Genomic DNA, 25390 nt, shown 5'->3' with positions numbered 1-25390 from the left:
GTTACAATCCGCAGTTTTTTTTCAGTACCCATCCGTGCATGGGTAGCTGGTCTACATCTTGATAGGAGATATATGCCCGTTTGCCCCTCCTCAGAACTACCACCTGCTGGCCCGCTTCAATAGTACCCAGACATGTGGATTGCTCAGTGGGCTTCATCCGGACCCGGAGCCGTCGGGCCACGGCGCGTAACTGGCCTTGTTCAGTCGCATGCTGTTTGATGCTAGCAATGATGTCGGCTTTCAGCTGCGTTAGGTCCTCTTTCGTAGCAGCCGAGTGTTCGGGATGGAGCCGGATGTCTACCTTTTGCAGGTAGAAGTCTATGGTTGCTGGCAAGCCTATGAGAAACTGGAGCCCGCCCCACGACCCAGCATATAGCAATAGGCCGGCAACACCGACTTTGCCGTTTCGTAGCAGGTACGAAGTAGCCAAACTAACTGCCGTTGCCAACGTTATATATAACTCTTCAAGATATGCACGCAGAGCCGCTACATCAGCGGCAGTGGTGACTTCCAGCGTTTCGAATTGCTCACTTAGCGGGGTTAGGCTGTAGACCATGTCGGGCATGGCCACATCCTCTTGCTCCGAGGTCAGGTCGTATTCTGCTTGGTCATCAAATTTTGCAAAAGCCGCGTCGAAACTACCAGCCCAGTATAGGAGCTGGGTCGACCACGTCGCTGGGGATAAGGCGGATTGGCTGGTGCGCGCCCAATCCATAATGTGTTGCAACCCACTGAAGCTCTGGGTTAGCTGCTTGCCTAAGGACGCAAGCGGGGTGTTTTGCTGCTGCAGCGCCCCTAGGGGCCTCAATACATTCTGCTGTAGTTTCGTCCAGTCGCCTAGCGCAGCAAGAGTTTGCTGCGCTTTGGCCCATTCACCAAGCGGGTTCTTGGGCGCAAGTGCTGCCAAGTCGAACTGTGCGAATGGACGGGCCAACCCATATAGGGACTGTAGCTGCTTTGAGATAGACTGGGTATGTTGAGTGGCAGCCAACACACCAGAAAAGTCAGGGGTCTTGGGCAGCATTGCCTGTATTCGTTTGTGCAGCTCCCAATAAGGATTGGCAATCTGCATAACCTGAGCAATACCGCTGGACAAGGCCAAACCGGAGAACAACTCGCCTGGCCGCACAAGATGGCTGCATTTTTCACTGATACCCTTCAGGCCTTCAAATTGGCTTCTAGGATAGTTAGGTGGCATAGGTGGTTCCGTTTTCGAGTTGACGAATGTGTGCCAGCGCGGCCAGCGTGTCGAGCAGCGGCTGAACGTTTTTGGCGCTGCTGCCCCGAAAGCGGGCGGCCACGGCGGCAGCGTTCAGTGGCGCGGCGGTCCGCTGCACTACGGCCCGCACAGCTTGCATTGCTCGAACACATAGGTATCCTGGGCAGCGTCGTCGGTTTTGGGGCCGGGGCATGCCCAGTGGGTCGCACAGGTCTTGCAGAAACAGGCGGTAGTTGGAATGCTTGGCGCCGCCGGATTTAAGCCAGCGGGCACCGAAGTCAGGATAATTCACAGGGACAGGGGTCAAGGCAGAAAGTTCGGCAAATAAAACTAGCACTAACCCAATAATCCTGGCTAAGCTCGCTAGCCAGTATACTTTTGTTTGTTTGATTTTTCAGCTTTTGCCCGCTTGCATAACTTACCACTACCCCACTTAATTAAAAACCTGTAAGCTGGTAAAGTCATCCGGTGCGCATGGTGCGCATTGCCAACGAGCCAAGCAGCTCCAGCACATTCATCAATACCGGCGAGCTGCTGACTTGTCTTCGACGGCAAAGACGAAAAAGGACCAAATAAGCTTTTGCCGTTGCCATAGTGAAAGGCCAGTCCCTCCTTGTGCGGCGGCTTTTTTGTTTTTTAACATTAGCCTATCAAGTTGCAGCCTGACGGGTGGTATTTTATCTACGCTTCGCCCCTTACCTTAGCCGTGGCGGCATACCCGTCAATTGCCCGTTCTTATGCCCAACATCCTAGAAATCTACCTGCAAGAACTAGCCGAGCGCCAAGCCGACGTAAACGAGCAACATGATATTACCGCTCACCTAGGCGAGTTGGCCATACAGTTAGAAGCTGCTCGAGAGCTTGAAGTTGCCAGAATGGCCCGAATTGAACAGGAGGTACTGGCCGCCAGCAAGCGGCTTGATACGGGCGTGGGCTACCAGATTTCCCAAACCCGTACCGCCCCCGACGGTTCCACCCAGGAAGTGGGCTGGCCCGATACTAGTGCCTACGCCTCCGCTGAGTATGACTACCTCACGGCCCGGTTCCAAGCTACTGGCAACCTGTATCTGAAAAGTGAATATGGGCTGTTTCTGTACCTGCGCAAGAAGGCGGGTCGCCCTGAGCAGGTGGCGGCGCTGGTGGACGTGCTACTTCAGCTCAGCACGCACTACTTCCAGCGCGACGTACAGGAACCTGCGCAGCACTACATCCTACATGCTGTGCAGGCGCTGGCACTGGCGTTCCGCCTAGCCATCAGCCGACAGCGCGACCAGCCGGTTGCGGCTTTGCTTACCACTCTAGTTGAAGCCATCATTACCCAACACCAAGCCTGGGATCCAACCCGCCGACCTACCCCCATGTTGCTCGGCACGTTTACCAGCCTTGTGGCCGAACAGCTCACCCTATTCCTTCCAAACGGCAATCTGACAGCTTTCCTGGAGAAAAACCGCCAAGCCATTGAGGTGCTGGGTCAGTCCTATCGGTACGGAGCAATGGAGTTAGCCCAAGCCACGGCGCAGCTAGCCAAGCTAGCCAAGCTCGACACCCGGCCGTGGCAGCTGCTGGTGGCCAAACAATACGAGTTGCTCAGCCAGGAAGCCGATGCCGATGGCAACTCGGCGGCCGTCACCTTCACGCAACAGGCACTACGCTTGTATCAAGAGCTGAACGACCACACTGCCGTGGCCCGCCTAGAGCAACAATACCAGGAATGGCGCACCAAGTTTGGGTTAGGGCAAGTCAGCACTTCCCTGCCGGCCGATGAGCAGCAGGCGCGGCTGGCCGCCATTATGCAGCACGTCGAGGAGGGCTCCGAGAACGAGCTACTGGATATCATGACACTGACGCCCATGTTCCCTACTCTGGCCGCCGTACGAGCCTACGAGGAAACCACCCATACATCGTTTCTCGATGCTCTACCCGTCACTGTGGAGGATAAGCACGGCAACCCCGTGCAGCAGTTCGAGACCGAAGAGGAGCAACAGGAGTTTCGGGTGTTGCAAGCCTACGGTTTGCTCGGCCAGCTTGCTACCCAGTCGTTAGTGAAACTGATGCTGGAAGCCTACAAAGCCGGCAAGTTCACAGCCGAAGGCGTGCTTCAGCACTTGGCTCAGACCTGGGTGGGCCAGCCCCGCCCCATACGTGAGCATGGCCGCGAAAGCCAGACACAACCCCTCCGCCTGCTCGCTTCTGGTATCCGGATGCTATTCGCCGAGCTAGACCGCTGGCGGGCTGGCCACACGGAAGAACCGGATTTTATTGCCTCCACCGATTCGCTGGTCTTGAAGGTGGAATACTTGCTCCGCTACCTTTGCGAGCTGCTCGGTATCCCTACCTTTCGGCCCAAACGAGCGGGTATCGTGCACGAAAAGTTGCTCGATGAGCTGCTGCGCGACTTACAGGAGGATGGCCGCATCGAAGCCGAAGACTTGTTCTACATTCGCTTTTACTTGCAGGAGAAAGTTGGTCAGAACTTGCGCAACCGCATTGCCCACGGTCTGATGGATGACTCTGAATATGGACTGGAAAGCGCTTTTTTAGTGCTGACTATGATACTGAAGCTGGCTAACTACGAATTGCGCCCCTCCGATCATGCCTGATACCTTAATTCCAACCCGTCGCCAGTCGCTGGCTGGCTCCCGTTCCGCTCTCAACGTCGAGCAGGCGCAGGTGTTGGCGCTCCGTACTTGGCATCACTATATGGTCGCAGACGCGGCCGTGTACCAAGCCACCGCGCATCAAACTCCGCGAATAATAGTTTCGCCAGCCAATAACACCTTCGCCCGACTGGTGAACTTGTTGAAACGGGTGGCCCGTGTAGTGCAAGATTTCAGCACGCTGCCCCTCGATTGGGATTCCTATGGGGCGCAGACCATCCAGGCTGCCGCCATAGAGGCCGCGTTGACAGTTATGCAGGAACCTGACTTCCTACAACTGCTAGCTGCTAAGCACCCCCGCCTAGCGGCGTACCCGCTTAGCAACGGGGGCGTACAGTTAGATATAAACGGGGGACGCTGGCCGCTAGAAATTGAAATCAGCCCGAATGGAAGACTAGAATTCACTTTCTTTGGGCCAGCCAACCAAGTGCTATGGGAAACCTATGAGTTGAGTGACGCGGTGAATTGGTACGCAATTTTCAACGACGAATAGGTGCCCGTAATGCCAGAAGCCATTACCCTTGTGGATGAATTAATCCGGCGTATTCCCTTGCAGCCCTCTCACGTAGAACTGGACGCGGCTGGCAACTTTATTCTTGATGCGCAAGAGCGCCCACAGTTATCCAGTGCTGTATTCAAGTACAAGCCTACCCACGCGTTGGATGGTGTCTCGGTGGACATCATGCGGGTGTGGCTTACCGTCTTAAATACCGAAGAACAGTGCTTGGATAGAGCAGCTTTTAGTCAAAGAACCAAAGCTGGTGGCTTTTTCATGGCAGGCCTTTTGCCAGCTGCTAAGCCCCAAGAATGCAGTCTTACTTGCGTGCCAGATGCAATAGACGCAACAATCACAGAGCCGGCCAATCCGGCACATGCTCTCATCCTAGGCACCATCGACAAAACTACCGCGCGTAATCTGGCCGATGCCTGCCGGCTGGCTCACCGCTTGCCAACTGGGCAGCTGGAAAAGTGGCCTGCCATTAACTAGTTGTTTGCCGAATTACTTCATGCTGCAAAGCCGGCTCCTATTAACAGGAGCCGGCTTTTTTGTTTGTCCCCTGGCTTATGGTTGGCCTCTAGGCGGACGCCACTAACTCCAGTACGTCGGCGACCACGAATAGCTCACTACGTTTCAGGCCAGCTTCCCGCTGCGCAATCGGGTAGCGCTCGGCGATGGCATTGTAGACTTTTTCGCTAATCTTCAGGTGGGCTACTTCGCCGGTCGTCCCCTGCCTCCGGTCCCCATTGATGCAGATCAGGTGATCAAACTGCTTGAGCGGGGTATACTTGAAAATACGGATGTAGGCCTTATTGGTGCCGTAGGCGGTTAAGTTGTCGGGGAGGCTTAGCTTCTTGGCGCTAATCGGTCGCGCTGGTTGGGGCGCGAAGATACTACGACCGGCGCTTGCTGCACCCGGCGTACTAAATACGCCCAGTATATTCAATATTTTTAGTATACCGAGATTGCCAAACATATTAAATATTTTATAAATATTGGAAATATTCGATTTACCAGGTATGTTTGGGCCAACTAACCCTCTTACCACATGCGGATTCTTACCTTTGCCAACCACAAGGGCGGCGTGGGCAAAACCACCAGCACGCTGGCCGTGGCCCAGCAGTTGGCCCACAGGGGCCACCGGGTGCTGCTGCTGGACTGCGACCCCCAGCACAACCTGACCATGTCGTTCCCGGTGCAGGTGGTCAGTCACCTGGGCCACGTGATTCAGGGCGAGAAAACCCTGCGCCAGATCCTGCTCAAGGTGGGCCCGAACCTGGCCCTGGCGCCGGCGGCTCTGGAGCTCACGCAACTGGAGAAGGTGCTCGGTCAGCAGCCCGCCTACCAATTCTTTCTGCGCGACCAGCTGGAAGACGTTGCGGCCGAATTCGACTACTGCCTCATCGACACCCCGCCGGCGCTCACCAGCCTCACGTATGGCGCCCTGGTGGCCAGTGATGCCGTCTTCATTCCGACCCAGCCCGAGTTCTTCGGCTACGAGGGGCTTAATACCCTGCTGGAGGCCGTGCGCGTGATGGCCAAGAACTTCAACCAGAAGCTCAAAGTGGGCGGCCTGTTCCTGACCAAATACTCGCCCAGCTACCGGTTCGGCATGCACCACGACGTGGTGGAAGTCATGCGCGACAATCCCGTGATGGCGCCCCTGCTGATGGCCACCAGCATCCGCCAGAACGGCAAGCTGGCCGAGGCCCAGATTGAAAAGCAAGATCTCTATTCCTACGCCCCTGAGAGCGCCGGCGCCCAGGACTACGAGGAACTTACCACCGAAATGCTAGCCCGACTATGAGCGCCCGTTCTGAACGTTTGAAGACTAAGTTAAGCCAGCCCAGCCCGTCCCTACTAGACGCGCCTAATGGGCTGATGTTCCCCGATGCCACGGCGCCCGTTCAGGCCCCCGCCCCGCCGCCGGAGGACCCCGACCCCTGGGTGGCCTTTGGCTCCTACGTGCACCGGTCCATTTATCTACAGCTCAAGCAGGCCGAGTACTACGAGCCCGGCTTCGAGATCCGTGAGTTTGTGGACAACGCCCTGCAGCAGGCCCTGCAGCAATTACCCGCGGCACAAAGGGAGCTGCCCGCCCAGGTACTGGAGAAGCTGCGCAAAACTAATCGCAAACTGGGGGCATAATGGCTATAAACACCTTCGAGCAACTCTTGAAGCACCTTAATGGCCTCCAATCAAAAACATCGCTTCTCTACTGCGAAATAAGCAGTGAAATGTCGAATGACGATGTGTGGTTATTGCTTGGCCCAAACGTTTTCAAGCTCACTGGAACGGTAGCTCTTGGATTGAAAGGAGTCCGTCAACGAGGAGAGCTGAAGGAAATCATTCGCATCGTTGAAGCAAAGTATCGGGTACTAAAGTTGGACCTATTAATGAATGGAAAGCCGCCCTCGGAGGTTTAGACAGTATATATTAGTAAAAAACTATATTTAAAGCAATAAACTTTTTTTTGCCCCATTAGGGGCAGTCTATAGTTGCCCGTCATTCTTGTACTACCGGCTTATGCCCCGCAGGGGCAGTTGGTCAGGGTGCAACAAGAATGCCCTTTGAAGAAGCTCCTACTAGCTAGTTTACTTTACTTATTGATATTATAGTATTACAGGGGTCATATCTAACTGAATTTCAGCAGGATGTACGGTCAGGCTGCAACAAGAATGCCGTGAGGCTGCAACAAGAATGCCCCCAGGGCGCAACAGAAATGCCGTCAGGGTGCAACAAAAATGCCCTGCGCCGATCAGGGTGCAACAAGAATGCCTTGACTTATCCACACTAGCCAGGGTGCTACAAAAATGACGTCAGGGCGCAACAGAATGCTTCACCAGGGTGCTACCTTTTTAACGTAAACCGCTCAGGGTGCAACAAAAATGCCCCGACTCACTCCCTTCGACCATGGACAACAACGCCCGTATTGTCGCCCAGCACAACGCGTTAATCAATGCCAGATTTAGCTTTGAGCCGCTGCAGATGCGCCTGTTTTTGTCGTTGCTCGCCCGCATCGAGTACGAGGACGCCGACTTCAAGGAGCACGTGATTCCGATCCGCGAGATCTTCTTCCAACCGGAGGGCGGGTCGGCCTACCACCAGATCGATTTGATGTGTAAGAAGCTTAGCTCGTTTACCATTTACATCGAGAAGCTGGAGGAGGGCACCCGAAAGCGAAGCAAGAAGCCCCACTTCGAGTACATCCCGTTGCTGGCCAAGGCCGAATACAGAGGCGACGAAGGGGGAGTAGTGGCCATCTTCAACCCGCTGATCATGCCGTACCTGCTACAGCTCCGGTCATCGGGCAACTTCACGACGGCGACCCTCGCAGAGCTCCGGAAGCTGAAAAGCCCGTATGCGCTCCGGATCTACTGGCTTCTAAAGGAGTACGCTACGTTTGGCGAGCGCACGATGACGCTGCAGCAGTTGCGCTTTATTCTGGACATTGCCGAAAACGAGTACCCGCGTTTTTCTTCGTTCAAGGCCCGGGTGTTAGATAAGGCCCAGCGGGAGTTAGCCTCCACCGATATGCCATTCAACTTCGAGACCGAACGGCAAAATCAGATTGTGCAGCGCATCAAATTTCTGATTGAGCATCCTGAGAAAATTGTGAATACTGAAATTACCAAAGATGCTCAGTATACTGAGCATACTGAAAGTGCCGAGCCAGCCGAGAGTGCTGACTGGAAGCAGCCGCTCCTAGCCGTTGGCGTGAGCAAACGGTCGTTGGAGCAAATTGCTGGTCAGCTGGCCGCGGGCGAGTACGGGTTAGACTACGTAGAGTTTGTGCTCAACCGGGTCACCAAGCAGAAAGAGTTGGGCAAAGTGAAAAGAGCCTCGGGGGCCATTTATAAAGCGCTGGCCGAGAAGTACCTGCTGGCCGAGTTTCTGGAGGAGCAAGCTCGGCCTGCTCCGAAACGGTCAGCGAAGGCTCAGGCGCTAGCAGCGAAGGAAGTAGCACTGCCGCTGGCCGAGGTGCGGGAGATGTTTACTAACCCCGGCCCCTTCCTGAAAAAGATCTTAGTGGAGGAAACCTTCGAGGAGCACGTGCTGCGCTTGTACTTGAGTCAGGGCTTCCAGCTGGAAAGCCGCGCTGGGGTGGACTACCTGGTAAAGCGCTAACGTCTACTCCCTGGCTCGCAGTTGTCGCCAAGCGTTGCGTATTTTCATACCATCACTGGGTATATTATACGCTTGATACTGCGGCTCAAGGTTGGCCAAGTCCATAATGATATAGAAGATGGAAATACTCAGCGCAATGACGTTGACGGCAGCAGTGCCCGTGAGGCCCACAGAAAAGTAGGCGAATACGGTTGCTACTAAAGCGCCACTCAGTGGACCCGCCAGACTGAAGATAATTTGCTTAATGGGATGTTGGCTGAAAGCAACACCTGATGTGGTGACAGACGATAAGAGACTATTAGGGGCCAAGTAGAACTCGGTGCCAGCCACTGTAAACCGTGGCTTCACTTGGCCTTTTCTTACGTCTGTTGCAATTAATATTTCGTGAATAGTTAGCCCCACCAATCTACCAGCTACAGCATGGCCTAACTCATGGGCGATCGTGTTGAGTATAAAAGTTACAGGCATTAAGATTAGCAGCGAGACTATATCAATCAGCATGTATAATTGAGCTTAATTAGAGGGGGGAAGTAGGGGAGGACCTACGCCTTTTTCTTCAGGCGCAACTTGAGCTTCAGCTTTGCCAGCTCGCGCTGCACGATGGTCCGCACGCGGACCTCGTCTTCCTGGCGCACCAGCAAGGAATCGTGAATAGTCACCACTTCAATACCGGCTTCGTGCGTGGCTTTCACCAGCGTAGTATAGACCAGGCCGGACTCGATGCGCTGAGCTAGCAGGCAATTATTGGAGTAGCTAATGCCGGGGTTAAAGTCCCACTTCAGGGCCTTTAGCTCATAGAAGAGCTGGTGCACCGTCGGGAATAGCTTTTTGAACATGATGTAGGCCTGAGCTGCGAAGATGCGTTTCTTTAGCTTATCGATGACTTCGTCATTCTCACCAAATAAAATACCCTCATTGATTAGCCCTTCTAGATGGCCAACGTTTTCGGTCTCTAGGTAATCGTAGTCTCCGAACGCCGCCAGATAAAAGATCAATTTAGCCTCGTCGCGCGTCAGCTTCTTTAACATCTTATGCTGGTAGGCCTTGTTATAAGCATCCTGCAGCGTCTCGTAAATCGTCGTATCGAAGCAGAGCTGCTGAAATAGCTGCCAGTTAGCATCTTTCTCTACCGCCTTAAACAGCGGGATGGCTCCCTTGCACTCCGGTGCGAAGCGCTTGATGAGCGCCGGCGTAATGGAGGCAAAGATGGCCGGCTGCGAGTTCACCAGATCGATCTCTACCAGCGACGTAACCATGTCGAAGTCAAAGCGCAAGAACTCGCGCAAAAGCTTCGGCACAGTAACCATTTGCGAGTGCACTCGATAGCCAAAGCGGTCAACTTGCACCTCCTTGAAAGGTTGGTTATTAAAGACGTCCAGAAAAATTTCCGGCGTCACGCGCACCTTGTTCTCCTCATAGAGCTTCTTGATGGCAGCCCGCGACTCGGCCGTATCCAGTAATACTATCTTCTTCATCGACTCGCGCACCAGGTTACGGTATTTCTCATTCACGTAAGTTACGCGGTTCTCAATACCTACAAACTTGTTAAGCTCTCGCTGACCCAAGGTTACGTTGAGTACCTTATACTTCTTGTCACTCCCCAGTTGCTGAGCGTGGATGCGAAATTGCTTAGCCTGACTTTCGCGACCTTTCAAGCTGGCGATTGGCCGCAGGTAGAAACCATCCGCAAAGTACTCGCCGGTTTCCGGATCGGCATCCATGCGCTCAATGTAGCCCCTGGCTATCATGCAGTCAAGGACCGCGACATAGTCATCGGTCAGAAAGCTGCGCGGAATATCGGAGTGTACCTGGCGCCAGTTCCGGCCGAAGCCGTCATCAATGACGTGATCGCCATAGCTGCCGGCTTGTACTACGTAAGAAAGAAAGCAGAGCCCGCCTTCAGCGATCTTCTCACCAAAGTGAGCCAAATCGTGTAAGAATTTCGGGATGTCAAGGTTAGCCGGGAGGCAAAGGCGTTTAGTAACGGCTGAAGGCATGTATGGGTGTGTTGCTGCTGGTGTTATCGCCAGCCCGAGGCAGTACCTGATTCCAAGCAGGTGGTGCGTAAAAAGCGGTGGAATCTGGCCGGGGAGCAACACACCAATCTCCCCGGCCAGCCGCCAGCAGGTAGGTCTGTTGGGACCGTGACGACTACCGTCACGAGCTTAAATACGCGCTCCAAACTGCAGCTCCCCTGGAAATGGCCGTTTCCAGAGAAAAATTTGAAAAAATATTTAAGCATGCTGCAACCGTACAACTATACGCAAAATTCATCCCTGCCGTTATGGAATAACTCGCTAATATTCAGTATAATAGGCGGCCTAACGCCGGGGCGGGCAAAAGGTTGCTTCACGATAAAAATGGATGGGTGCTATAAGCTCAGCATTAGGCTACCGGTAAGCGGCTTACTGATTCGGGCTACGGCATCCGCTTCTGGGCCCGCTACTGGGCTACAAGTAGGTGGTTAATGGCCACCATTTCAGCGGAAGAAAAAGTGGGTTACCTGTAAATGAAAGCTGTTTTCTTCGAGATTTCCTCGATTTCGGGCACACTGATATAAAAACCAATACCGATAGTAAAGCTTTAGCTTTCCGTTGGGGTTTAGCCGAGCGCAGCGATGGCGTAGGGCGGCGGCCTTCTCAAAATGGAGCCCCGGCTCCGTGATTCAATAATCCGCAGCGAAACGGGTTTTCTGTAACGGTTTTCCATTTCGTAACAAAAACCAGCGCCATATGGAAGGCGACAACGGCCACTGCTGCGCGGCCACCGTTGCCGTAGTCCTTGACTTCGGGCTTCCTTATCGAATAAAGAAAAGTACGTCCCTTACGGTGAGCTGTTGTGCCGCAGGTCTACTGAGTGACGGTGACGACGAAGGAGGAGCAAGGAGCGAAGTGAGAAGCAGCGTAGGGGCTTCAACCACCACCGCGCGCCCACGTATGTACGCCCGCCCGCGTTCCGCAGCGGGGCGCCTGGCCACGTTCAGAAAGGTACACCTTGTATGCCCACTTATTCGGCAGCCCTTCAGCCCCGCAAAATCAGGGACTAAATGTGGGTCTAACTTATTGCATTGTGGGGCCCAACTTCCTGAACCGACCATGCACTTTGGTTACACCCGCGTCTCAGCCAAAGATCAGCACCTCGACACCCAGCTAGGTGCCCTCACGGCCGCCGGTATCGCCCCCGCTCACTTCTATCCAGGAAAAGGGCTCCGGGGCCACCACCGAGCGCCCTGAACTGCAAAAACTGCTCACCACGGTGCACGCGGGCGATCAGGTGACTGTTCCCGCCTGAACCGGTTCGGACGCAACAGCGCCCACATTAGGCAGGTCGTCAGCGAGCTCAGCGCTCGGGGCGTGCGCTTAGTGGCCCCGGACCTGGGCATAGACACCCTGGCCGGGCGCCTGGTACTAGGTATCATCGCCGCGCTGGCCGAATACAACCGCGAGAGTATCCGCGAGCGTTCGGCCGTCGGCATCGCCCTGGCCAAAGACCTAGGCCGTCGCCCCGGCGTAGATGAGGCCAAGTTCACCCAGGTAAAGAAATGCTTGGAGCGGCAATGTCAGTGCACGTAACGGTGGTCGCGACCAAGATAAGCGAGTCCCGCGTCAAGCGCTACCTCCGGCTCCTGGAGTAGTGGGACACGAGCGCCTCGCAGGTCAAGTATGGGCTTTTTACGTAGCGATTTTTACTGACACTCAGACGATCAGGTCGGCGCTCCGGGGTACACGCAAGCCTAATTTTGAAAAATAATTTTTACCTGATTTACAGCGTGTTATTTGCCGGGTGAAGGTACAGAACGGGCACATTGGCTGAATTTCTAAAAAGGCGCAAGCCGGGGCGAGTATTTACGGAATATGGAGCAACAACTCACATACGTCAAGCGCCGTCGAGGCCGCCCCGTTCTTACTCCACCTAACCGTGATCTACCGACCGAGTTGGCTCACCTACGGGCCTGGTGGGCCACTCACCGTCCCCGCCGGCCGCTCCTGGCGCAACTAGCTCGGGAGGCCAACATCAGCGCCAGCCACGCGCACAACTTGCTCAATCAGACCACACCCAGCGTGGCTGTACTGGACCGCGTGTACGAGGCATTCCGCAGCATTGGCTACCAGCCCCTCCCAGACGTCCTGCAGCAGCCAGCCCCGCAGCCGGTGCCCACGGGAGCCACCTTCGACTGGTTCAATCCGCTGGCCACCCCGCAGGCCTAAACGAAAAGAACCACCCCGGAATCTAGAGTGGCTCAGATTTTTCCCATAACACTTATAAATACGTTTCCCACATGATGGACTCCCAGCCTGCCACTCCCCAGCACCAAGTTATTCAGCTGCCGAACGGCCACCCCACCAACTCAGCAAAGCTTCAGCGCTACTTCACCACCATCCTGCAGGCCGAGCGAACCGGCGAGCTATTTCCTGTCCTCCTAGATCACGTGTGGCCCATTGGCTATGCGCGCAAGGATGGCGCCGTGAAGGCCCTGCGCAGTAAGTTTACAGAAGGCCATGATTATCAGTCATATCGCCGCGTGGAGGGGCGGGAAGTAGGGGCCACGACGGTAGAGATCTTTCAACTTAGCATCTCCTGCGCAGAGTATCTAGTGGTCCGTGGCAATCGGGAAGTGTTTGAGCTCTACCGCCAGGCTCGCCAAGCCATCCAGCAAATGGTCAACACTCACCCGCTGCCAACTAATTATGCCGACGCACTACGCCAGTTGGCGGAAAAGGTAGAGAACAATGAAAAGCTAGAGCAGCAGCTTCAGCAGGAAACTCGCCGCGCCGAGGCCGCCTTCCAGGAGTCGCAGCGCGTTATGCAACTGGCCGAAGCCGCCCACCAGGTGATCCAGCAGCAGGCCGAGTCCGTAGCCATTGCGGACTTCCTCACGGCTAGCAACGAGCTGCTCACCCTGCAACAGGCCGCCAATATGCTGCCCAACTCCCGGATCGGCCAGAACAAGCTGTATAAGCTCCTGATCGAGCGAGATGTCGTCATCAAGAAGAGCGGCACGCCTTACGCCAAGTACAAGGACTATTTTGAAGTCAAATATCCCAAGCCCCATATAAACGAGTATGGCCGCACCCATTGCCGCCCCCGACTCTACGTGAAGGCCGTGAAAGGCATGGCCCTGCTCCGGCGCTTGTTAGGCTAATCTCGCAACTCAAATCTAAGCTGCCAAAATTAAAGCGCACTAAACCAACCACGTAGCATGACCCTTCCCACCGAGTCCCAGCCCACCCTACACGACCTGCTCCAGGACGTTAAGCAGCTGGTCGTAGAAAGTAACACCCTGCTCAACGAGATCAAGGCCCAGCTCTCTCAAGAGATCAAGCTCACCTTCAAGCCCACTACGGTCAAAAACGAAGACGACTACCAGCTCCGTAGCTAACGATAAGCATGGAACCCCGCATCCTCACCATTGAGCCCAGCTAGATCATTACTAGCGACTGGCAGCGCACCCTCAAGATTCGCAAGCCTCTGGCGTGTCATTCCGGCTCCAGCATCATCTCCTTCGACCGCGAGCCGAAGTCCTTCGTGGCCTAAGACTGGTGCGGAAACCCCGTCTGCACTCTGGACCTACTTTCTTACTCTGTAGGCTAGGTGTATGACGTACGGCCTAGGCATGGCCGCCACGCCCACCTTGAGCAACCTCACCGTGGAGATGGCCCGTGACAGGCACTGGGAGTGGTTTCTTTCCTTCACTTAACCCGCTCTATAGGATTCATTATCTTTGTTTTACGTAAACTGGGCTCACATCAAAGCCAACGGCAGCGGTTCAAATACGTTCACCAGCAGGCAGTAGAAACTTGTATGTAGGTCGGTAGCGTCGATGCGGTGCTCAATGTCGACCAACCTGGCCGGGAGCGTAGCTGGGTCATTGAAATAACTCTCCCGCTTAAAACGGATGAGCTGGCTCCCTTTACGCGTATCCTACAAGATAAAGAACTGGTTGATGTTCGCTTCACCAGTGTCGAGACGCGAAAGGTATATAACGGTGAAGCGTTTATCGAGCGAATCGATGTTCATCAGGCCAATAGCGCCAGTATTCTGTTTCAAGGACAAGGTGAGCTTTGGGGGAATGATCTAGCGCACAACTAGGCCCAAACGCAACAGGGTATTCCTTGATGCATGGACGACAAAACGCCAATCAGTAGTCTGGAGAACCACAGACCGTACATGTAGACTTGCGTAAAGCTAGGCACTACCAATCATTTTTAGGCCGGGTGCCGGCCTTCTAGGGCCTCAACGATGCGCCGGGCCACCACAGGGTCGGTGAGGTAACCCATGATGCCGTGACGGTCTTCAGTATGGTTGAGCACATCCGATTTATTCTCAATAGCCGGCGTAACGTTAAAGTAGCGGGCATCCAGCGGCAGCAGGGCGACTACATCGTGGTTGTCGTAGGCATTAAACCAGTGGGCCACGCCGGGCGGTGATACTAGGGGAGTGGCCAGTTGGCGCTGAATAGCGCGGATACCTAGCGGCGAGCCTACCGTCACCAGACCGGGGTATTGCGGACTAGCACCCCGCTCGCGCAGTATATCGTAGGCTACGACTGTACCGAGCGAGTGGGCAAGCACCACGCACGGTTCGGTGGTACTCAATGTAGCCGCTACTATGTCGTTGACCCGCGCCCGGACGCCGTCGTAGCTTAGGTACACGGATACATCGCGCGTAAAGGCGGTCAGCAGCTGGCTGTTTAGCCCAGGCAGACGGTCAACGGCCCGCAGCAAGGCCTGCACCCAGCCCCAGTTGGCAGGTCCGCGCTCTACTGGCACCGAGCCAACTTCCAACACGATATCCGATTCGTGTATACCTGCGTGAGCGGCCAACTCCAGCAGAATTTCACCTGCAAGGGCTACGTCTGGACCTGCCAGCAGGCCTTTCGCCCGGATGGCAGCGTCCAAGGGTGAGTCTATTTCCGCAACTGCTTGGGCCAGCGCGTCGCCGTAGTAGGGAAATTCCACGACCGTGTCGGCCGGCAACTGCACGCGAGCCCGGGCGCAGCCGTGGTGCAGGGCTGTCAGCCACTGCTGCTGCAGTAGCTGCGGGTCGAGGCCTGCCTGCCCCCGGCCGTGTATTAATACAAGTTTCATAGACTATAGACTAGATAAAAAGGTGGTGCGGACCAGGTCCAAGCCCGCGCGGGTGTATGTACTCCAAAAGGAAGGCAGCAGGTGTGGACGCAGCTGGCCGTGCCAGGGTTGGTACAAAGGACTATCCGGCGTAAGCAGGGCCCAGCCCTGGGCGAGCAGCGGGGCCAGGGGAACCAGCTCAGTAACAGCTGCTGCAGGGTACACTGCCTGGTGCCGCGCCGTCAGCAGGGCTAGATCGAACAGCCGGGGCAGGGTATCTTCACCGGCCAATTGCTGCCGGGTAGCTACCACTTGATCGGGGCGGCCACGCTCGGCGTAACCATAAGCTAGGTACAGGGCCATGGTTGGGTCGGGGGCCTGCCAGAATCGCGTCAGCGCGAGTAATTCATCTTGCTGGTCGAGTAGCACGAAGCTACCCTGCCGGGAAGTCACGGCGGCAACGGCTTTCAACTCCTCCCAGGCCACTGTGTGGGCATCCCCCCGCTGGGGCCGGGTGGCCGGAGCCAGCCGGTAGTTTACGCTGACAACACGGCTCCGCTCCACGACAACAACCCCAATAAAGCCTGGTAGCACCGCTAGCAGCGCACCCGTTTCGCCCGCAAACTCCAGCACGATGGTTGAGGTGGCGAGCGCTGATGGTAGAGCCATCGCGTCCACGGTCAGCCGCAGATAGTGCGCGTCCGGCCGGGCGGCGGGTGCAGGCAACCGCTCTACAGTCCAAGCCGGAGAAACCACGGCCGTGACCAACTCCGCTCCGATTATGGTAAAGCCGGTAGCGGTATCGGCGGGCAGGTATTGGGCGTAGCGGCGTAGCTCGTCGACTGCTTCACTGTTTGTATCCCGGATGCGCGGCACTAAGTTAACCTGGGTACCCGCTACCGGCCCCAGCCAGGGAGCTCCTAAGCCCCGGCTATTCCGCTGCTCCGACCAAGGGAAGACGGGGCGTGTGGTAAAGGGCTCTAGTGGCCGCTCCGTAGCGGGCTCGGTCACCGGGGCAGTGGGCATAGCAGCCATATTCGCCGCGGTTAGGGCAAAGTATTTCGGGCTGACCGTTTCGACGCGTACTTGTGGGCGCTGGTTCAGCTTCAGGCTAATGGCTGCCGCCGCTTTGGGCACCTGCCTTTCCAGGTAGTCCTTCAGGCGGTGCGAGGTGATGATGCTCACCGGGGGCGTGGCGGCTAGGTCCTCCACCAGCGAACGTTCAGGGGTACTGACAGCAGCCAGCAAGCAATCGGTGAACAGCCCCCGGTAGTGTGCCGCGGCCTCCGCCTCCGACACCTCGTAGGCTGGGTCACCGGGCTGCGTAGCGTAGAACACGTCTACCCCCGTGCTGGCGGAGCGCGCTGGCTGGTTAGGAAAGATAACCCCGCCGAGTACCCCGTTCAGCGGGGCACCACCGGCGGCCGACCGGCAGGCATCGGAGACGAAGATGACATGGGGGATGCCCGCCTGCCGGGCATCTTCGGTGCTGCGAAACAGGTTGATCGCCTCGTTAGGGTTGCGCGGAGCTCCCGAAAGCAGCCAATATTCTGTGCCGGGTGCGCTAAGAATACCATGACCCGAGAAGTAGATATAAAGCTGCGCGTACGTAGCGGCCTCCACCACCCGCTGCACAGCCTCGAACACGTGGTGGAGCCGCACGGGCTCCGTCCGGTCAACCAGCAGCTGCACGTCGCATCCTTGTGCCCCGGCCCAGCGAGCAAAGTCTTCTGCGCCCTTGGCTGCGGCCGACAGCGGGGGCAGGCTGGTTGTCCGGTCAACTCCAATGCAGATGGCAGCGCGCATAGCTTTAGAAAAAAAAGAAGAAGCGAAATTCCGGCAAGATAGCCCGAAACACTGGGCGCGCTACCTCGGGGCGGGTGCCCGCGCTGGCACCATTCTCAGGGTGCCTTATAGGAACTGCCCGCACGAATTTATCGTAAAGCAGCGTATTATTGACTTAATTTGCGGCAATCTGCGCGACATAGCGTACTTTTGCCGTTCCATTTTGCCGCTACTGCCATGCCAACTACTGAACAGTCCCCCAAGCTGGTGATTGAGTTTCGGGGGGAACGGGCCCAGTTTCAGGGCCGTGAAAACCAAGAACGCGTCGCTCGCGCGTTGCGCACGGCCGATGAACTTTCTGACCGGGCCGTGGTGGACCGCGACCGCCTGAAGGTACGGGCCCGCCTGTAGGGCGGCCCGCGCCGACAGCTTGGCAGGCATCCCGCAACGGATGCCTTTTTTTGTGCCTTAACCTGGCCTTTTAGCCACCATAGTGTGCCTCAACATATTACCTACACCGTATCTCCCTTCACGCCGGCCGCGCTGGCCGAGGCGCTCAGCAACCAATGGGTAGATGCGGAGGCTACTCGCCGTCGGCAGCACTTCTACTACTTTGCTGAGTACTTGGGCCACGAGCACGATGGCTTAGGGGCGCGTACTATCATGGTAGAGAGCCCGTACCTGAGCCAGTCGTTTCTGGACGACTATGCCGACTACTACGCCCGGGGCTTTACGGCCTACGAGCGCCTGTGCAAGCGAGTCCACTTCTTTCGGGAGGCGTTCGACCAAGCCGCTCTGGAAGTGGCTCTGCTAGACCCGCAGGCCGGGGGCGAGCTGTGGAACTCCTACCTGGGATACATCGTCATCAAACCCCTGCCGGCCCGACAGATTGGGGCAACCCTACTGCAGCCCTACCAGCCCGCGACTGACAAGCAGCGGGCTTACCCCGCACGGCGCCCTTATGAAATCAACGTACTGGGCAAGCAGTTACGCCTGGAAACCCTGATTTTTCAGGAGCAGGACAACAATGTTAGCGCCTGCGCCACAACTGCTCTGTGGATGGCTTTCCACAAGACGGCTTCGCTGTTTCACACCACCCAGCCCTCGCCCTACCACATCACGTCGGCCGCCCGTAACCTGTTTTACCGGCGGGGCCGCACCTTTCCCAGCACCGGCCTCGACCACACCCAAATAGGAGAAGCAATTCAGTCTGTGGGGCTGGTAGCCGATTTAACTAACTATCGGCAAGCTGCGGAGTGGGGGGCGGACTCCGAAGCCGCCGCCGTGGTGTTGCGCGAGCAGTTGCGGGGGGCCAAAGGACTCATCTACGCTTATGTGCGCCTGGGCCTGCCCGTGCTGCTGTTTATTTTACTCGACGAGCGGGAAGAGCGAGGTCACTTGGTAACGGTCACCGGCTACCGCCTAGCGACTAGCCGCACGCAGTGCCCTGTCGAACTTGCCCTGACTTCGGACGCGCTGGACCGCCTCTACGTGCACGACGACCAGATGGGACCATTTGCCCGCTACGGCTTTACCGACGACGGCCGCCTGCTGACTCCCTGGCCGCTGGACGACTGGGAGCCAGCCGGGCCCTGGCACGCGTACCGGCGCGCCTCCCTCTACAGCATTTTCGTGCCCCTTACGGCCGACATTCGCATCACCTACGAGCAGGTATTCCGGCAGACCGTGTTATTTGAGCAGCTGTTCGCGGGCACTATCCAGGAGCGGGCCGACGTAGTGTGGGACATCTACCTGGACTACAGCAATCACTACAAGGAAGAACTGCGCCAGCGCCGGCCGGTGGAGGGGGAGCCCCTACGGCGCATCCTAGTGAGCGTTCTACCCAAGTACGTGTGGGTAGCCCGCGCCACGCTGCAGCAAGTCGCGCTGCTAGACTTAGTATTCGACGCTACCGACCTACATACAGGTTTCTACTGTCTGCTGGTGAACGTATTTGAACCGCTGCGTGACTCGCTGGCAACCTGGCTCGGCCGGGATGACTTTCGGCAGCAGTTGCTGGCAGCCCCGAAGTTTGACCCCCGCTTTCTGCCACTACTGCTGCGTGGCCTGCAGGTGCCGGTCGCTGAGGATGTGTAACTGGATGGGCGCAGGTAGTGAGAAACGGGCTGGCAAAAAGTGCACCGCCGATAGGACCTACTACCCGGAACGTTCCCACCTTTACGCGTGATGAAAACTCCCCGCTTGCTGGCCGGCTTTATTGGCATTAACCGCCACCTGGATGCCGAGATTCCGGAACTGAGTTGCGCCCGACGTGATGCCACGGCCTTATGGGCGCTGTGGCAGGATACGCTGCCCGCTACTTCGCCCTGCCTGCTGGTAGACGAGGCAGCTACGCACGTTGGCATCGAGCAGCTATTGACTCGGACGCTTGACGAGGCCACTGAGCATGATACCGTGTTGCTGACTTTTTCCGGGCATGGTACGCACAACCACCGGCTGGTCGCCTACGATACCAGCCTGAACGACTTGGCGGCCACTACCATTGCCATGGCTAGCTTGGCCGAGCGCTTTCGTCGCAGCCGAGCCCGGCACATCTTGCTGGTACTAGACTGCTGTTTCAGTGGGGGGGCGCCCGCTAAAGTAATCGAAGACGGCCTGTTACCTCGGGGCGCAGGTTATGCGTTGGAGGAGGCGTTCACCGGTCGCGGCCGGGTGCTGCTGGCGGCTGCCAATGTCACGGAGGAAGCCTGGGAGTCAGGCCAGCACGGGCTGCTTACGGCTGCGCTGCTGGCTGCTTTACGGGCAGCATCGGGCGAGCTGGCCGTAACCAGCCTACTGACCGAAGTAAGCGGTCGGGTACAGGCCGAAGCTCAGCGGTTGGGTGCGGTGCAGACACCTCGCTGGGTAGGGGAGGTAGAAGGCAGTTTTGCGCTGCCAGCCCTGCAGGCTGGCCCACACTATTACCGGGCATTTCCCGAGCAAACTGGGCTGCGCGTGTCGAACAGCTTGCGGGAACTGAGTGGCTTTGGTCTGCCAGAGGAGGTGCTCATGGTGTGGGAGCGGCAGTTTCCTGCTGGGCTCAACGAGCTGCAATTGGCGGCTATCAATGAGTACCGGGTGCTGGATGGACAGTCGCTGCTGGTGGTGGCCCCTACTAGCAGCGGGAAAACATTTATTGGCGAGCTAGCGGCCGTGCGGGCGGCCGTCAACACCCGGCGCACCGTGTTTCTGGTGCCCTACAAGGCGCTGGCTAACGAGAAGTACGAGCAATTCGTGGCTTCCTATGAGCAGTCAATTGGATTGCGAGTAATTCGCTGCACCGGCGACTACCAAGATGCTACGAGCGCCTTCGTACGCGGCAAGTATGACCTAGCGCTGCTTACCTACGAAATGTTTCTGAGTCTACTGGTCAGCCGCCCGGGGGTGCTTAATCGCATCGGAGCCGTGGTGCTCGACGAGGCGCAGTTTATCACCAATCCCGGCCGGGGCATAAGCGTGGAACTGCTGCTAACTTACCTGCTCACGGCCCGCGAGCGAGGCCTTTCTCCGCAATTGGTGGCGCTGTCGGCCGTTATCGGAGATACCAACGGCTTTGAGCACTGGTTGCAATGCCGAGCCCTAGTGCACCTGCGCCGGCCGGTACCGCTGGAAGAGGGGGTCATCGACCGCGCTGGCGTATTCGAGTACGTGGACCCAGCCACGAACCAAGCGTATACCACTCAATTGCTGCCGTCGTCCGCCATTGTACAGCGTGGCAAAGAACCCAGCAATCAAGATGTTATCGTACCGCTAGTGCGACAGCTGCTGGCGCAGGCTACAACTGCCAAGGTGATTGTCTTTCGCAACATGCGTGGCAAGGCCGAAGGAGTTGCTGGTTACCTAGCCCGTGACCTGCACTTGCCCGGGGCGCCGGCCGTAGCGGCGGCCTTGCCCGCGCAGGACCAGTCGCGCACGGCCATTCGGCTGCGCGAGTGCCTGCGCGGCGGCACTGCCTTCCACAACAGCAATCTGGCGCGTGAGGAGCGGGAGGTGATAGAGCGGGCGTTTCGCGACCCGAAGGGCGGCATCCGCGTGCTCGGGGCCACCACCACCATCGCGGCCGGCATAAATACCCCTGCCTCGGCGGTGATTTTGGGTGAAACTGAGTTTACCGGTGAGGACCAGCAGCCCTTCACTATTGCCGAATACAAAAATATGGCGGGCCGGGCCGGGCGCCTGGGCTACAACGAGCGCGGCCAGTCCTTCATCATTGCCCGCAACGCAATGGAGCGCCGACACCTGTTTCAGCATTACGTGCTAGGTCGGCCGGAAGACCTTGCTTCCTCGTTCAACAGCGCGCACCTGGCTACGTGGGTGCTGCGTCTGCTGGCGCAGGTGGGCCAAGTGCCGCGCGCGGAGGTAGCCCGGCTGTTGGCCAACACGTACGGGGGGTACGTGGCCAGCCGCGAGAATCCCGCCTGGCGGCCGCAGGTACAAAGTCAGTTGGGCTACCTGCTGGAGCAACTGCTGTCCGCTGGCATCGTCGAGCAGGTAGAAGATATGCTGCGGCTGACGGTTGTGGGAGAAGCATGCGCCACCTCTACCCTGTCATTCGAGTCGGTGCTGCGCCTGCTGCAGTTACTGCGACGGCTGAGCATCACATCGCTGACGCTTACCAGACTGTTAGCCCTGACGCAGGCTTTGCCCGAGTTGGATGAAACCTACACCCCGCTTTTCAAAAATGGTACCAAGGAAAAAAGTTGGCCGCACGAGGTAGCCCAACAGCTCGGTGGCGATTTGGCCAGCCTTTACCAGCAGTCTCTGCCAAGTGGGTCGGGGGTGGGTGTGGCTTACCTGCGACGGTCTAAACGGGCGCTGCTGGTAGAAGCATGGCTGGCTGGCACCCCCTTGGAAGATTTGGAGGAGCGTTTCACCAACTCTGCCTTCGTGCCGGTCAACTATGGTGACATCCGCCGCATCGTGGACGCTACCCGATTTCACCTGCGCTCCGTCGTCCCGATTGTACAGGCGCTTTACCCGGCAGTATCGCTGCCCGACGACGCGCTTAACGAGTTGGCAACGCGGCTGGAGGTAGGGTTGTCCACCCCGGCGCTCTCCCTGCTAAGGGTAACCGGGCTAACGCGCGGGGAAATCTTGCTGCTGCACCGCCATGGGATGAGCCAGCCGCAGGCAGGCTGGGCAGCCGTAGCCCCTGTGGTGGAAGCTGTACTGGGCACTGCCCGAGCGCAGCAACTGGCCGCCAATTGGCCTAAGCCTGTGAGCCCGCCTGCAGCGACATAAATTAAGTCGTTAGGTAAAAAACAGGTGCTGAGCAAGTTTCAACGGATACAGAGCAAAATAAGCGCGGCTTGCTGTGTCTTTGCTTGGTGCCCGCTTAATCGGCGCTGAAGGGTTGTCCCTGAGCCACCACTTCCCACAGCAGGCAGGCGCGGGTGCTACCCAGCACAGAGTGGCGGCGGCTCTTCACTAGTTTATCTGGCTGATCGAGAATGTGGCAAGACTCGCACGGCGGCCGACGGGATCGTTAATGAGGCCCGCAACATTTCCAATGGGCCCTTCACAATAGTAGCCGTCACCAGAACATCGGGACAACGTGTATATCATTCAGCGTACATCATTGGGGCACGTTTGATCCCTGTATATGCTGCCCCTCAACAGGGCAGAGGGGCTCTTTTTTAGCGCTGGAAGTCCAAAAGTTATCTGTACTTCTACTAGAAAGTTCTGGTACTTCATATGCCTATCATCCGTCGAATAAAGACGCATTATTCCCGTGTGGCTGGGAGAAATGTAAGCCAGCAGCGTTTTAAACCACAATACATCGTCTACAGGATTAAAGGAAGCCGTATCTCCCATTTAAGGCCACATATATCCCCTCTCCCCCGGGGTGGGGAGGGTACCCCCCGGGTGTAGTGAGTGCAGTGCCAAAATTTTTTTGCCCAAAAAATACCGCGTGATGGCGCTCAGTATACTGCTGCTCTGGCACAGCTCTGAGCGAAAGCTAACGGCCTCCCGCATCCAGGGATCCGAAGGAAACTTACTGCTCGAGGAACAGCACGTTCTCCGGGGTATACAGCGGGGCACCGAACGCATACTGTTGTTCGGAAAGGCTAAACTCGACAATCCGCTGGTCATCTTCCAGCAGTGCTAGAAAGGTCACATAGCGGTTGTCAGTACCCTCACCCGTGAGCCGGGGAGGCGACGCAATCCGCAGCGGCAAATACAGCCCGTGTTCGGGGAAGTCTACTTCCAAGAGCCGATCGCCCACGGCTAAGGCGCCTACTTGGTCAAACGTGAGCCGGTTTCTTACGGAGATGGTAGCCATGAAGCTTTAACTACAGGGAAGATGGACGCAGCCGAGGGGTTGGCCACGCGCTGAACTGGACACTCTACCAAGCAGGGGAGTACCGCTGATTTAATACAGGTGCTTCCTACTACTACCCGTAATAAGCGGATGAAGACCCCGCCGGAATCACCTGGATCTAGGTCTACGGAAAATAGGTAAGGGGGGTACCAACCGGAAACCAGTAGTATGGCCATTTGAGCTAAGCTTGCAGTCGTATCATTACATAAACGTCCGTTTGTGTAATGATACGCACCAAAACTGGTAGCTTCGAGCCTTGGCTGTTCTACTCCTTATACTATAGTAACCCGTGCCCAACTACATTGCCTATTACCGCGTGAGCACCAACCGCCAAGGCCAGTCCGGCCTCGGCCTTAATGCGCAAGAAGCAGCGGTGCGCACATTTCTTTCGGGTGATGAACAGATTTTAGCGGAGTTCACCGAAATCGAGAGCGGTCGTAAAAATACCCGCCCCCAACTGGCAGCAGCGATGCAGGTGGCCAAAGAGACAGGGGCCGTGCTGCTAGTGGCCAAACTCGACCGGTTGGCCCGGAACCTGGCCTTCCTCACGGCGCTTATGGAAAGCCGCGTCCGGTTCAAGGCCGTGGATATGCCCGCCGCCGATGAGTTTACGATCCACGTGCTCGGCGCCGTCGCCGAGAAAGAAGCCAAGGCCATCTCGACCCGCACGAAGGATGCGCTGGCAGCTAAGAAGGCGAGGGGCTTTCAGCTGGGCACGCCCGCCAACCTGACGGTCGAAGCGCGGGTCAAGGGTCAGCAGCAGCGCCAACTGAATGCGCAGGCGAGTCTGGCCAACCGCCAAGCGGCCGAGCTGGCGCGGTTGTACCGCAGCCAACAGTGGGATTATCGGCGCATTGCGGCTAAGCTTACGGCCTCCGGGTATCGGACCCGTCGAGGATGCCACTTCACGGCCGCAGGGGTAAGGCGGCTGGTACTGGGGCTTTCGGTAGCTCCTGCTGTTACGGCTCTATCATTATAGGTGAGATTCTAATCTTAGGTAGTAGCGAGGAGCGTAGCTCCTTATCATCGCACGATTACAGGTTTCTCACGTAGGAAATATGTATTCTGTACTTCGCTCCTTGTACTAGTTTAGTGAACTGATTAGCGGCCTCTTAATGCCCAATTTTTCAATTGCTACTGCTCGTGAAGGTGTACACGAAAAGGAGCGAAATATTGAACACTTCGTCATTTGCCATTAGTTGAGGCGTGCACAAACATTTCGACTAGTATAGCCTCCAGATTCTGTTTCACTTCGAAGCCGTTCCACGCGCTCGTGTCGAAGCACCACCCGTCGCTGCCTTCTACTATCAGTGTGCCGTCACAGTCCTGTACCACCCGCCCTATGCGACGCTGGACTTCGGCCAAGGACGTGCCCAAGCCCACGCCCGAAGGCAACGTGCCGGCGTAGCCGACAAACACGCCGACTTGGTGCACCCGTCCGTCTTGGACCCAGACCCATATAGCCCCAAACCGGTACACAGTGAGGGTGGACAGGGTTTCAACGATGGGAACAGGGGCATGGAACAAGACCTCTTCGATGGGTTGCCCTAACCGAATACCTGCGGCGGAATGGCCCGGCAGTATGGGGGCGGTTAAGTTGAACATGACGGGGTTACGCGGTGAGGTAAAGGATATACTGAGAGCATGCCAGTCTACCGTGTAGGCTGTGTCAGCCTGCTTACTTAATAGTAAAAGATAAAAGCATCTGTGACA

25 protein-coding genes are annotated in these 25390 nt (G+C 56.9%); 15 read left to right on the top strand and 10 right to left on the bottom strand.

All coding sequences use genetic code 11. The annotated features are described in order from the left end of the window. Nucleotide 1: 1 nt before the first annotated feature. Together MTX78_RS25000 and MTX78_RS24995 are read right to left on the bottom strand one after the other, a co-directional pair. Entirely contained in the window at nt 2–934 is a 933-nt protein-coding gene (locus MTX78_RS25000) for a hypothetical protein (RefSeq protein WP_243803488.1), read from the bottom strand. A gap of 253 nt (nt 935–1187) precedes the next feature. Continuing rightward, nucleotides 1188–1526 (bottom strand): hypothetical protein, encoded by a 339-nt coding sequence (locus MTX78_RS24995; protein ID WP_243803487.1) that lies wholly within the window; start codon nt 1524–1526, stop codon nt 1188–1190. 430 nt (nt 1527–1956) lie between these two features. Between MTX78_RS24995 and MTX78_RS24990 the strand changes: the two genes are divergently transcribed. The 3 genes from MTX78_RS24990 to MTX78_RS24980 are packed head-to-tail and all read left to right on the top strand — an operon-like array spanning nt 1957 to nt 4864. Next, on the top strand, nt 1957–3819 hold the full coding sequence (locus MTX78_RS24990; protein WP_243803486.1) for a DUF4209 domain-containing protein: 1863 nt from the start codon (nt 1957–1959) through the stop codon (nt 3817–3819). Continuing rightward, a complete protein-coding gene (locus MTX78_RS24985) occupies nt 3812–4369 on the top strand; it encodes a hypothetical protein (protein WP_243803485.1) in 558 nt (185 codons plus the stop codon). The genes MTX78_RS24990 and MTX78_RS24985 overlap by 8 nt, the downstream gene beginning before the upstream one ends. A gap of 30 nt (nt 4370–4399) precedes the next feature. Then, entirely contained in the window at nt 4400–4864 is a 465-nt protein-coding gene (locus MTX78_RS24980; protein WP_243803484.1) for a hypothetical protein, read from the top strand. 88 nt (nt 4865–4952) lie between these two features. Here MTX78_RS24980 and MTX78_RS24975 read toward each other — a convergent pair whose 3' ends face one another. Next, nucleotides 4953–5321, bottom strand: coding sequence for a hypothetical protein (locus MTX78_RS24975; RefSeq protein ID WP_243803483.1), 369 nt, complete (start codon nt 5319–5321; stop codon nt 4953–4955). 102 nt (nt 5322–5423) lie between these two features. Here MTX78_RS24975 and MTX78_RS24970 point away from each other — a divergent pair, with 102 nt between their 5' ends. The 3 genes from MTX78_RS24970 (at nt 5424) to MTX78_RS24960 (ending at nt 8503) form a co-directional block, all read left to right on the top strand. Beyond that, nucleotides 5424–6182, top strand: a complete 759-nt coding sequence (locus MTX78_RS24970; RefSeq protein WP_243803482.1) for a ParA family protein — start codon at nt 5424–5426, stop codon at nt 6180–6182. Between the two features lie 17 nt (nt 6183–6199). Continuing rightward, a complete protein-coding gene (locus MTX78_RS24965; RefSeq protein ID WP_243803481.1) occupies nt 6200–6523 on the top strand; it encodes a hypothetical protein in 324 nt (107 codons plus the stop codon). Nucleotides 6524–7288: 765 nt separating this feature from the next. After that, on the top strand, nt 7289–8503 hold the full coding sequence (locus MTX78_RS24960) for a replication initiation protein (protein WP_243803526.1): 1215 nt from the start codon (nt 7289–7291) through the stop codon (nt 8501–8503). A gap of 3 nt (nt 8504–8506) precedes the next feature. Here the strand turns inward: MTX78_RS24960 and MTX78_RS24955 are convergent, their stop codons facing one another. Together MTX78_RS24955 and MTX78_RS24950 are read right to left on the bottom strand one after the other, a co-directional pair. Then, nucleotides 8507–9004, bottom strand: coding sequence for a M50 family metallopeptidase (locus MTX78_RS24955; protein ID WP_243803525.1), 498 nt, complete (start codon nt 9002–9004; stop codon nt 8507–8509). Between the two features lie 41 nt (nt 9005–9045). Continuing rightward, nucleotides 9046–10500 carry a hypothetical protein gene (locus MTX78_RS24950; protein ID WP_243803524.1) on the bottom strand — a complete coding sequence of 485 codons (1455 nt, stop codon included), beginning with the start codon at nt 10498–10500 and terminating at the stop codon, nt 9046–9048. Between the two features lie 1098 nt (nt 10501–11598). Here MTX78_RS24950 and MTX78_RS24945 point away from each other — a divergent pair. The 5 genes from MTX78_RS24945 to MTX78_RS24925 all read left to right on the top strand — a co-directional run bounded on the left by MTX78_RS24945 (nt 11599) and on the right by MTX78_RS24925 (nt 13883). Further along, on the top strand, nt 11599–11736 hold the full coding sequence (locus MTX78_RS24945) for a hypothetical protein (RefSeq protein WP_243803523.1): 138 nt from the start codon (nt 11599–11601) through the stop codon (nt 11734–11736). A 54-nt stretch (nt 11737–11790) separates the two neighbouring features. Further along, nucleotides 11791–12075: a recombinase family protein gene (locus MTX78_RS24940; protein ID WP_317258953.1), complete on the top strand. Its 285-nt coding sequence runs from the start codon at nt 11791–11793 to the stop codon at nt 12073–12075. Nucleotides 12076–12357: 282 nt separating this feature from the next. Further along, on the top strand, nt 12358–12711 hold the full coding sequence (locus tag MTX78_RS24935; RefSeq protein ID WP_243803522.1) for a hypothetical protein: 354 nt from the start codon (nt 12358–12360) through the stop codon (nt 12709–12711). 71 nt (nt 12712–12782) lie between these two features. Next, on the top strand, nt 12783–13646 hold the full coding sequence (locus MTX78_RS24930; protein ID WP_243803521.1) for a phage antirepressor KilAC domain-containing protein: 864 nt from the start codon (nt 12783–12785) through the stop codon (nt 13644–13646). Between the two features lie 57 nt (nt 13647–13703). Further along, a complete protein-coding gene (locus MTX78_RS24925; protein ID WP_243803520.1) occupies nt 13704–13883 on the top strand; it encodes a hypothetical protein in 180 nt (59 codons plus the stop codon). Nucleotides 13884–14425: 542 nt separating this feature from the next. Here MTX78_RS24925 and MTX78_RS25315 read toward each other — a convergent pair. From MTX78_RS25315 to MTX78_RS24915, 3 genes are all read right to left on the bottom strand, one after another. Then, nucleotides 14426–14551, bottom strand: coding sequence for a hypothetical protein (locus tag MTX78_RS25315; RefSeq protein ID WP_262924478.1), 126 nt, complete (start codon nt 14549–14551; stop codon nt 14426–14428). 158 nt (nt 14552–14709) lie between these two features. Continuing rightward, nucleotides 14710–15591 carry a hypothetical protein gene (locus MTX78_RS24920; RefSeq protein ID WP_243803519.1) on the bottom strand — a complete coding sequence of 294 codons (882 nt, stop codon included), beginning with the start codon at nt 15589–15591 and terminating at the stop codon, nt 14710–14712. A 3-nt stretch (nt 15592–15594) separates the two neighbouring features. Beyond that, nucleotides 15595–17376 (bottom strand): caspase family protein, encoded by a 1782-nt coding sequence (locus tag MTX78_RS24915; RefSeq protein WP_243803518.1) that lies wholly within the window; start codon nt 17374–17376, stop codon nt 15595–15597. Between the two features lie 216 nt (nt 17377–17592). On the opposite strand from MTX78_RS24915, the gene MTX78_RS24910 reads away from it, so the two are divergent. From MTX78_RS24910 to MTX78_RS24900, 3 genes are all read left to right on the top strand, one after another. Continuing rightward, on the top strand, nt 17593–17766 hold the full coding sequence (locus MTX78_RS24910) for a hypothetical protein (RefSeq protein WP_243803517.1): 174 nt from the start codon (nt 17593–17595) through the stop codon (nt 17764–17766). Between the two features lie 84 nt (nt 17767–17850). Further along, a complete protein-coding gene (locus tag MTX78_RS24905) occupies nt 17851–19452 on the top strand; it encodes a hypothetical protein (RefSeq protein WP_243803516.1) in 1602 nt (533 codons plus the stop codon). A gap of 90 nt (nt 19453–19542) precedes the next feature. After that, nucleotides 19543–22596 carry a DEAD/DEAH box helicase gene (locus tag MTX78_RS24900; protein ID WP_243803515.1) on the top strand — a complete coding sequence of 1018 codons (3054 nt, stop codon included), beginning with the start codon at nt 19543–19545 and terminating at the stop codon, nt 22594–22596. 754 nt (nt 22597–23350) lie between these two features. Here the strand turns inward: MTX78_RS24900 and MTX78_RS24895 are convergent. Next, entirely contained in the window at nt 23351–23638 is a 288-nt protein-coding gene (locus tag MTX78_RS24895) for a hypothetical protein (protein ID WP_243803514.1), read from the bottom strand. Nucleotides 23639–23966: 328 nt separating this feature from the next. Here MTX78_RS24895 and MTX78_RS24890 point away from each other — a divergent pair, with 328 nt between their 5' ends. Then, entirely contained in the window at nt 23967–24656 is a 690-nt protein-coding gene (locus tag MTX78_RS24890) for a recombinase family protein (RefSeq protein WP_243803513.1), read from the top strand. Between the two features lie 206 nt (nt 24657–24862). Here the strand turns inward: MTX78_RS24890 and MTX78_RS24885 are convergent, their stop codons facing one another. Next, a complete protein-coding gene (locus tag MTX78_RS24885) occupies nt 24863–25282 on the bottom strand; it encodes a hypothetical protein (RefSeq protein ID WP_243803512.1) in 420 nt (139 codons plus the stop codon). Nucleotides 25283–25390: the final 108 nt, after the last annotated feature.

Source organism: Hymenobacter tibetensis, assembly GCF_022827545.1.
GTDB lineage: Bacteria > Bacteroidota > Bacteroidia > Cytophagales > Hymenobacteraceae > Hymenobacter > Hymenobacter tibetensis.
The sequence above is the reverse complement of the archived record's forward strand: the minus strand, read 5'-3'. Positions and strand labels throughout refer to the sequence as shown.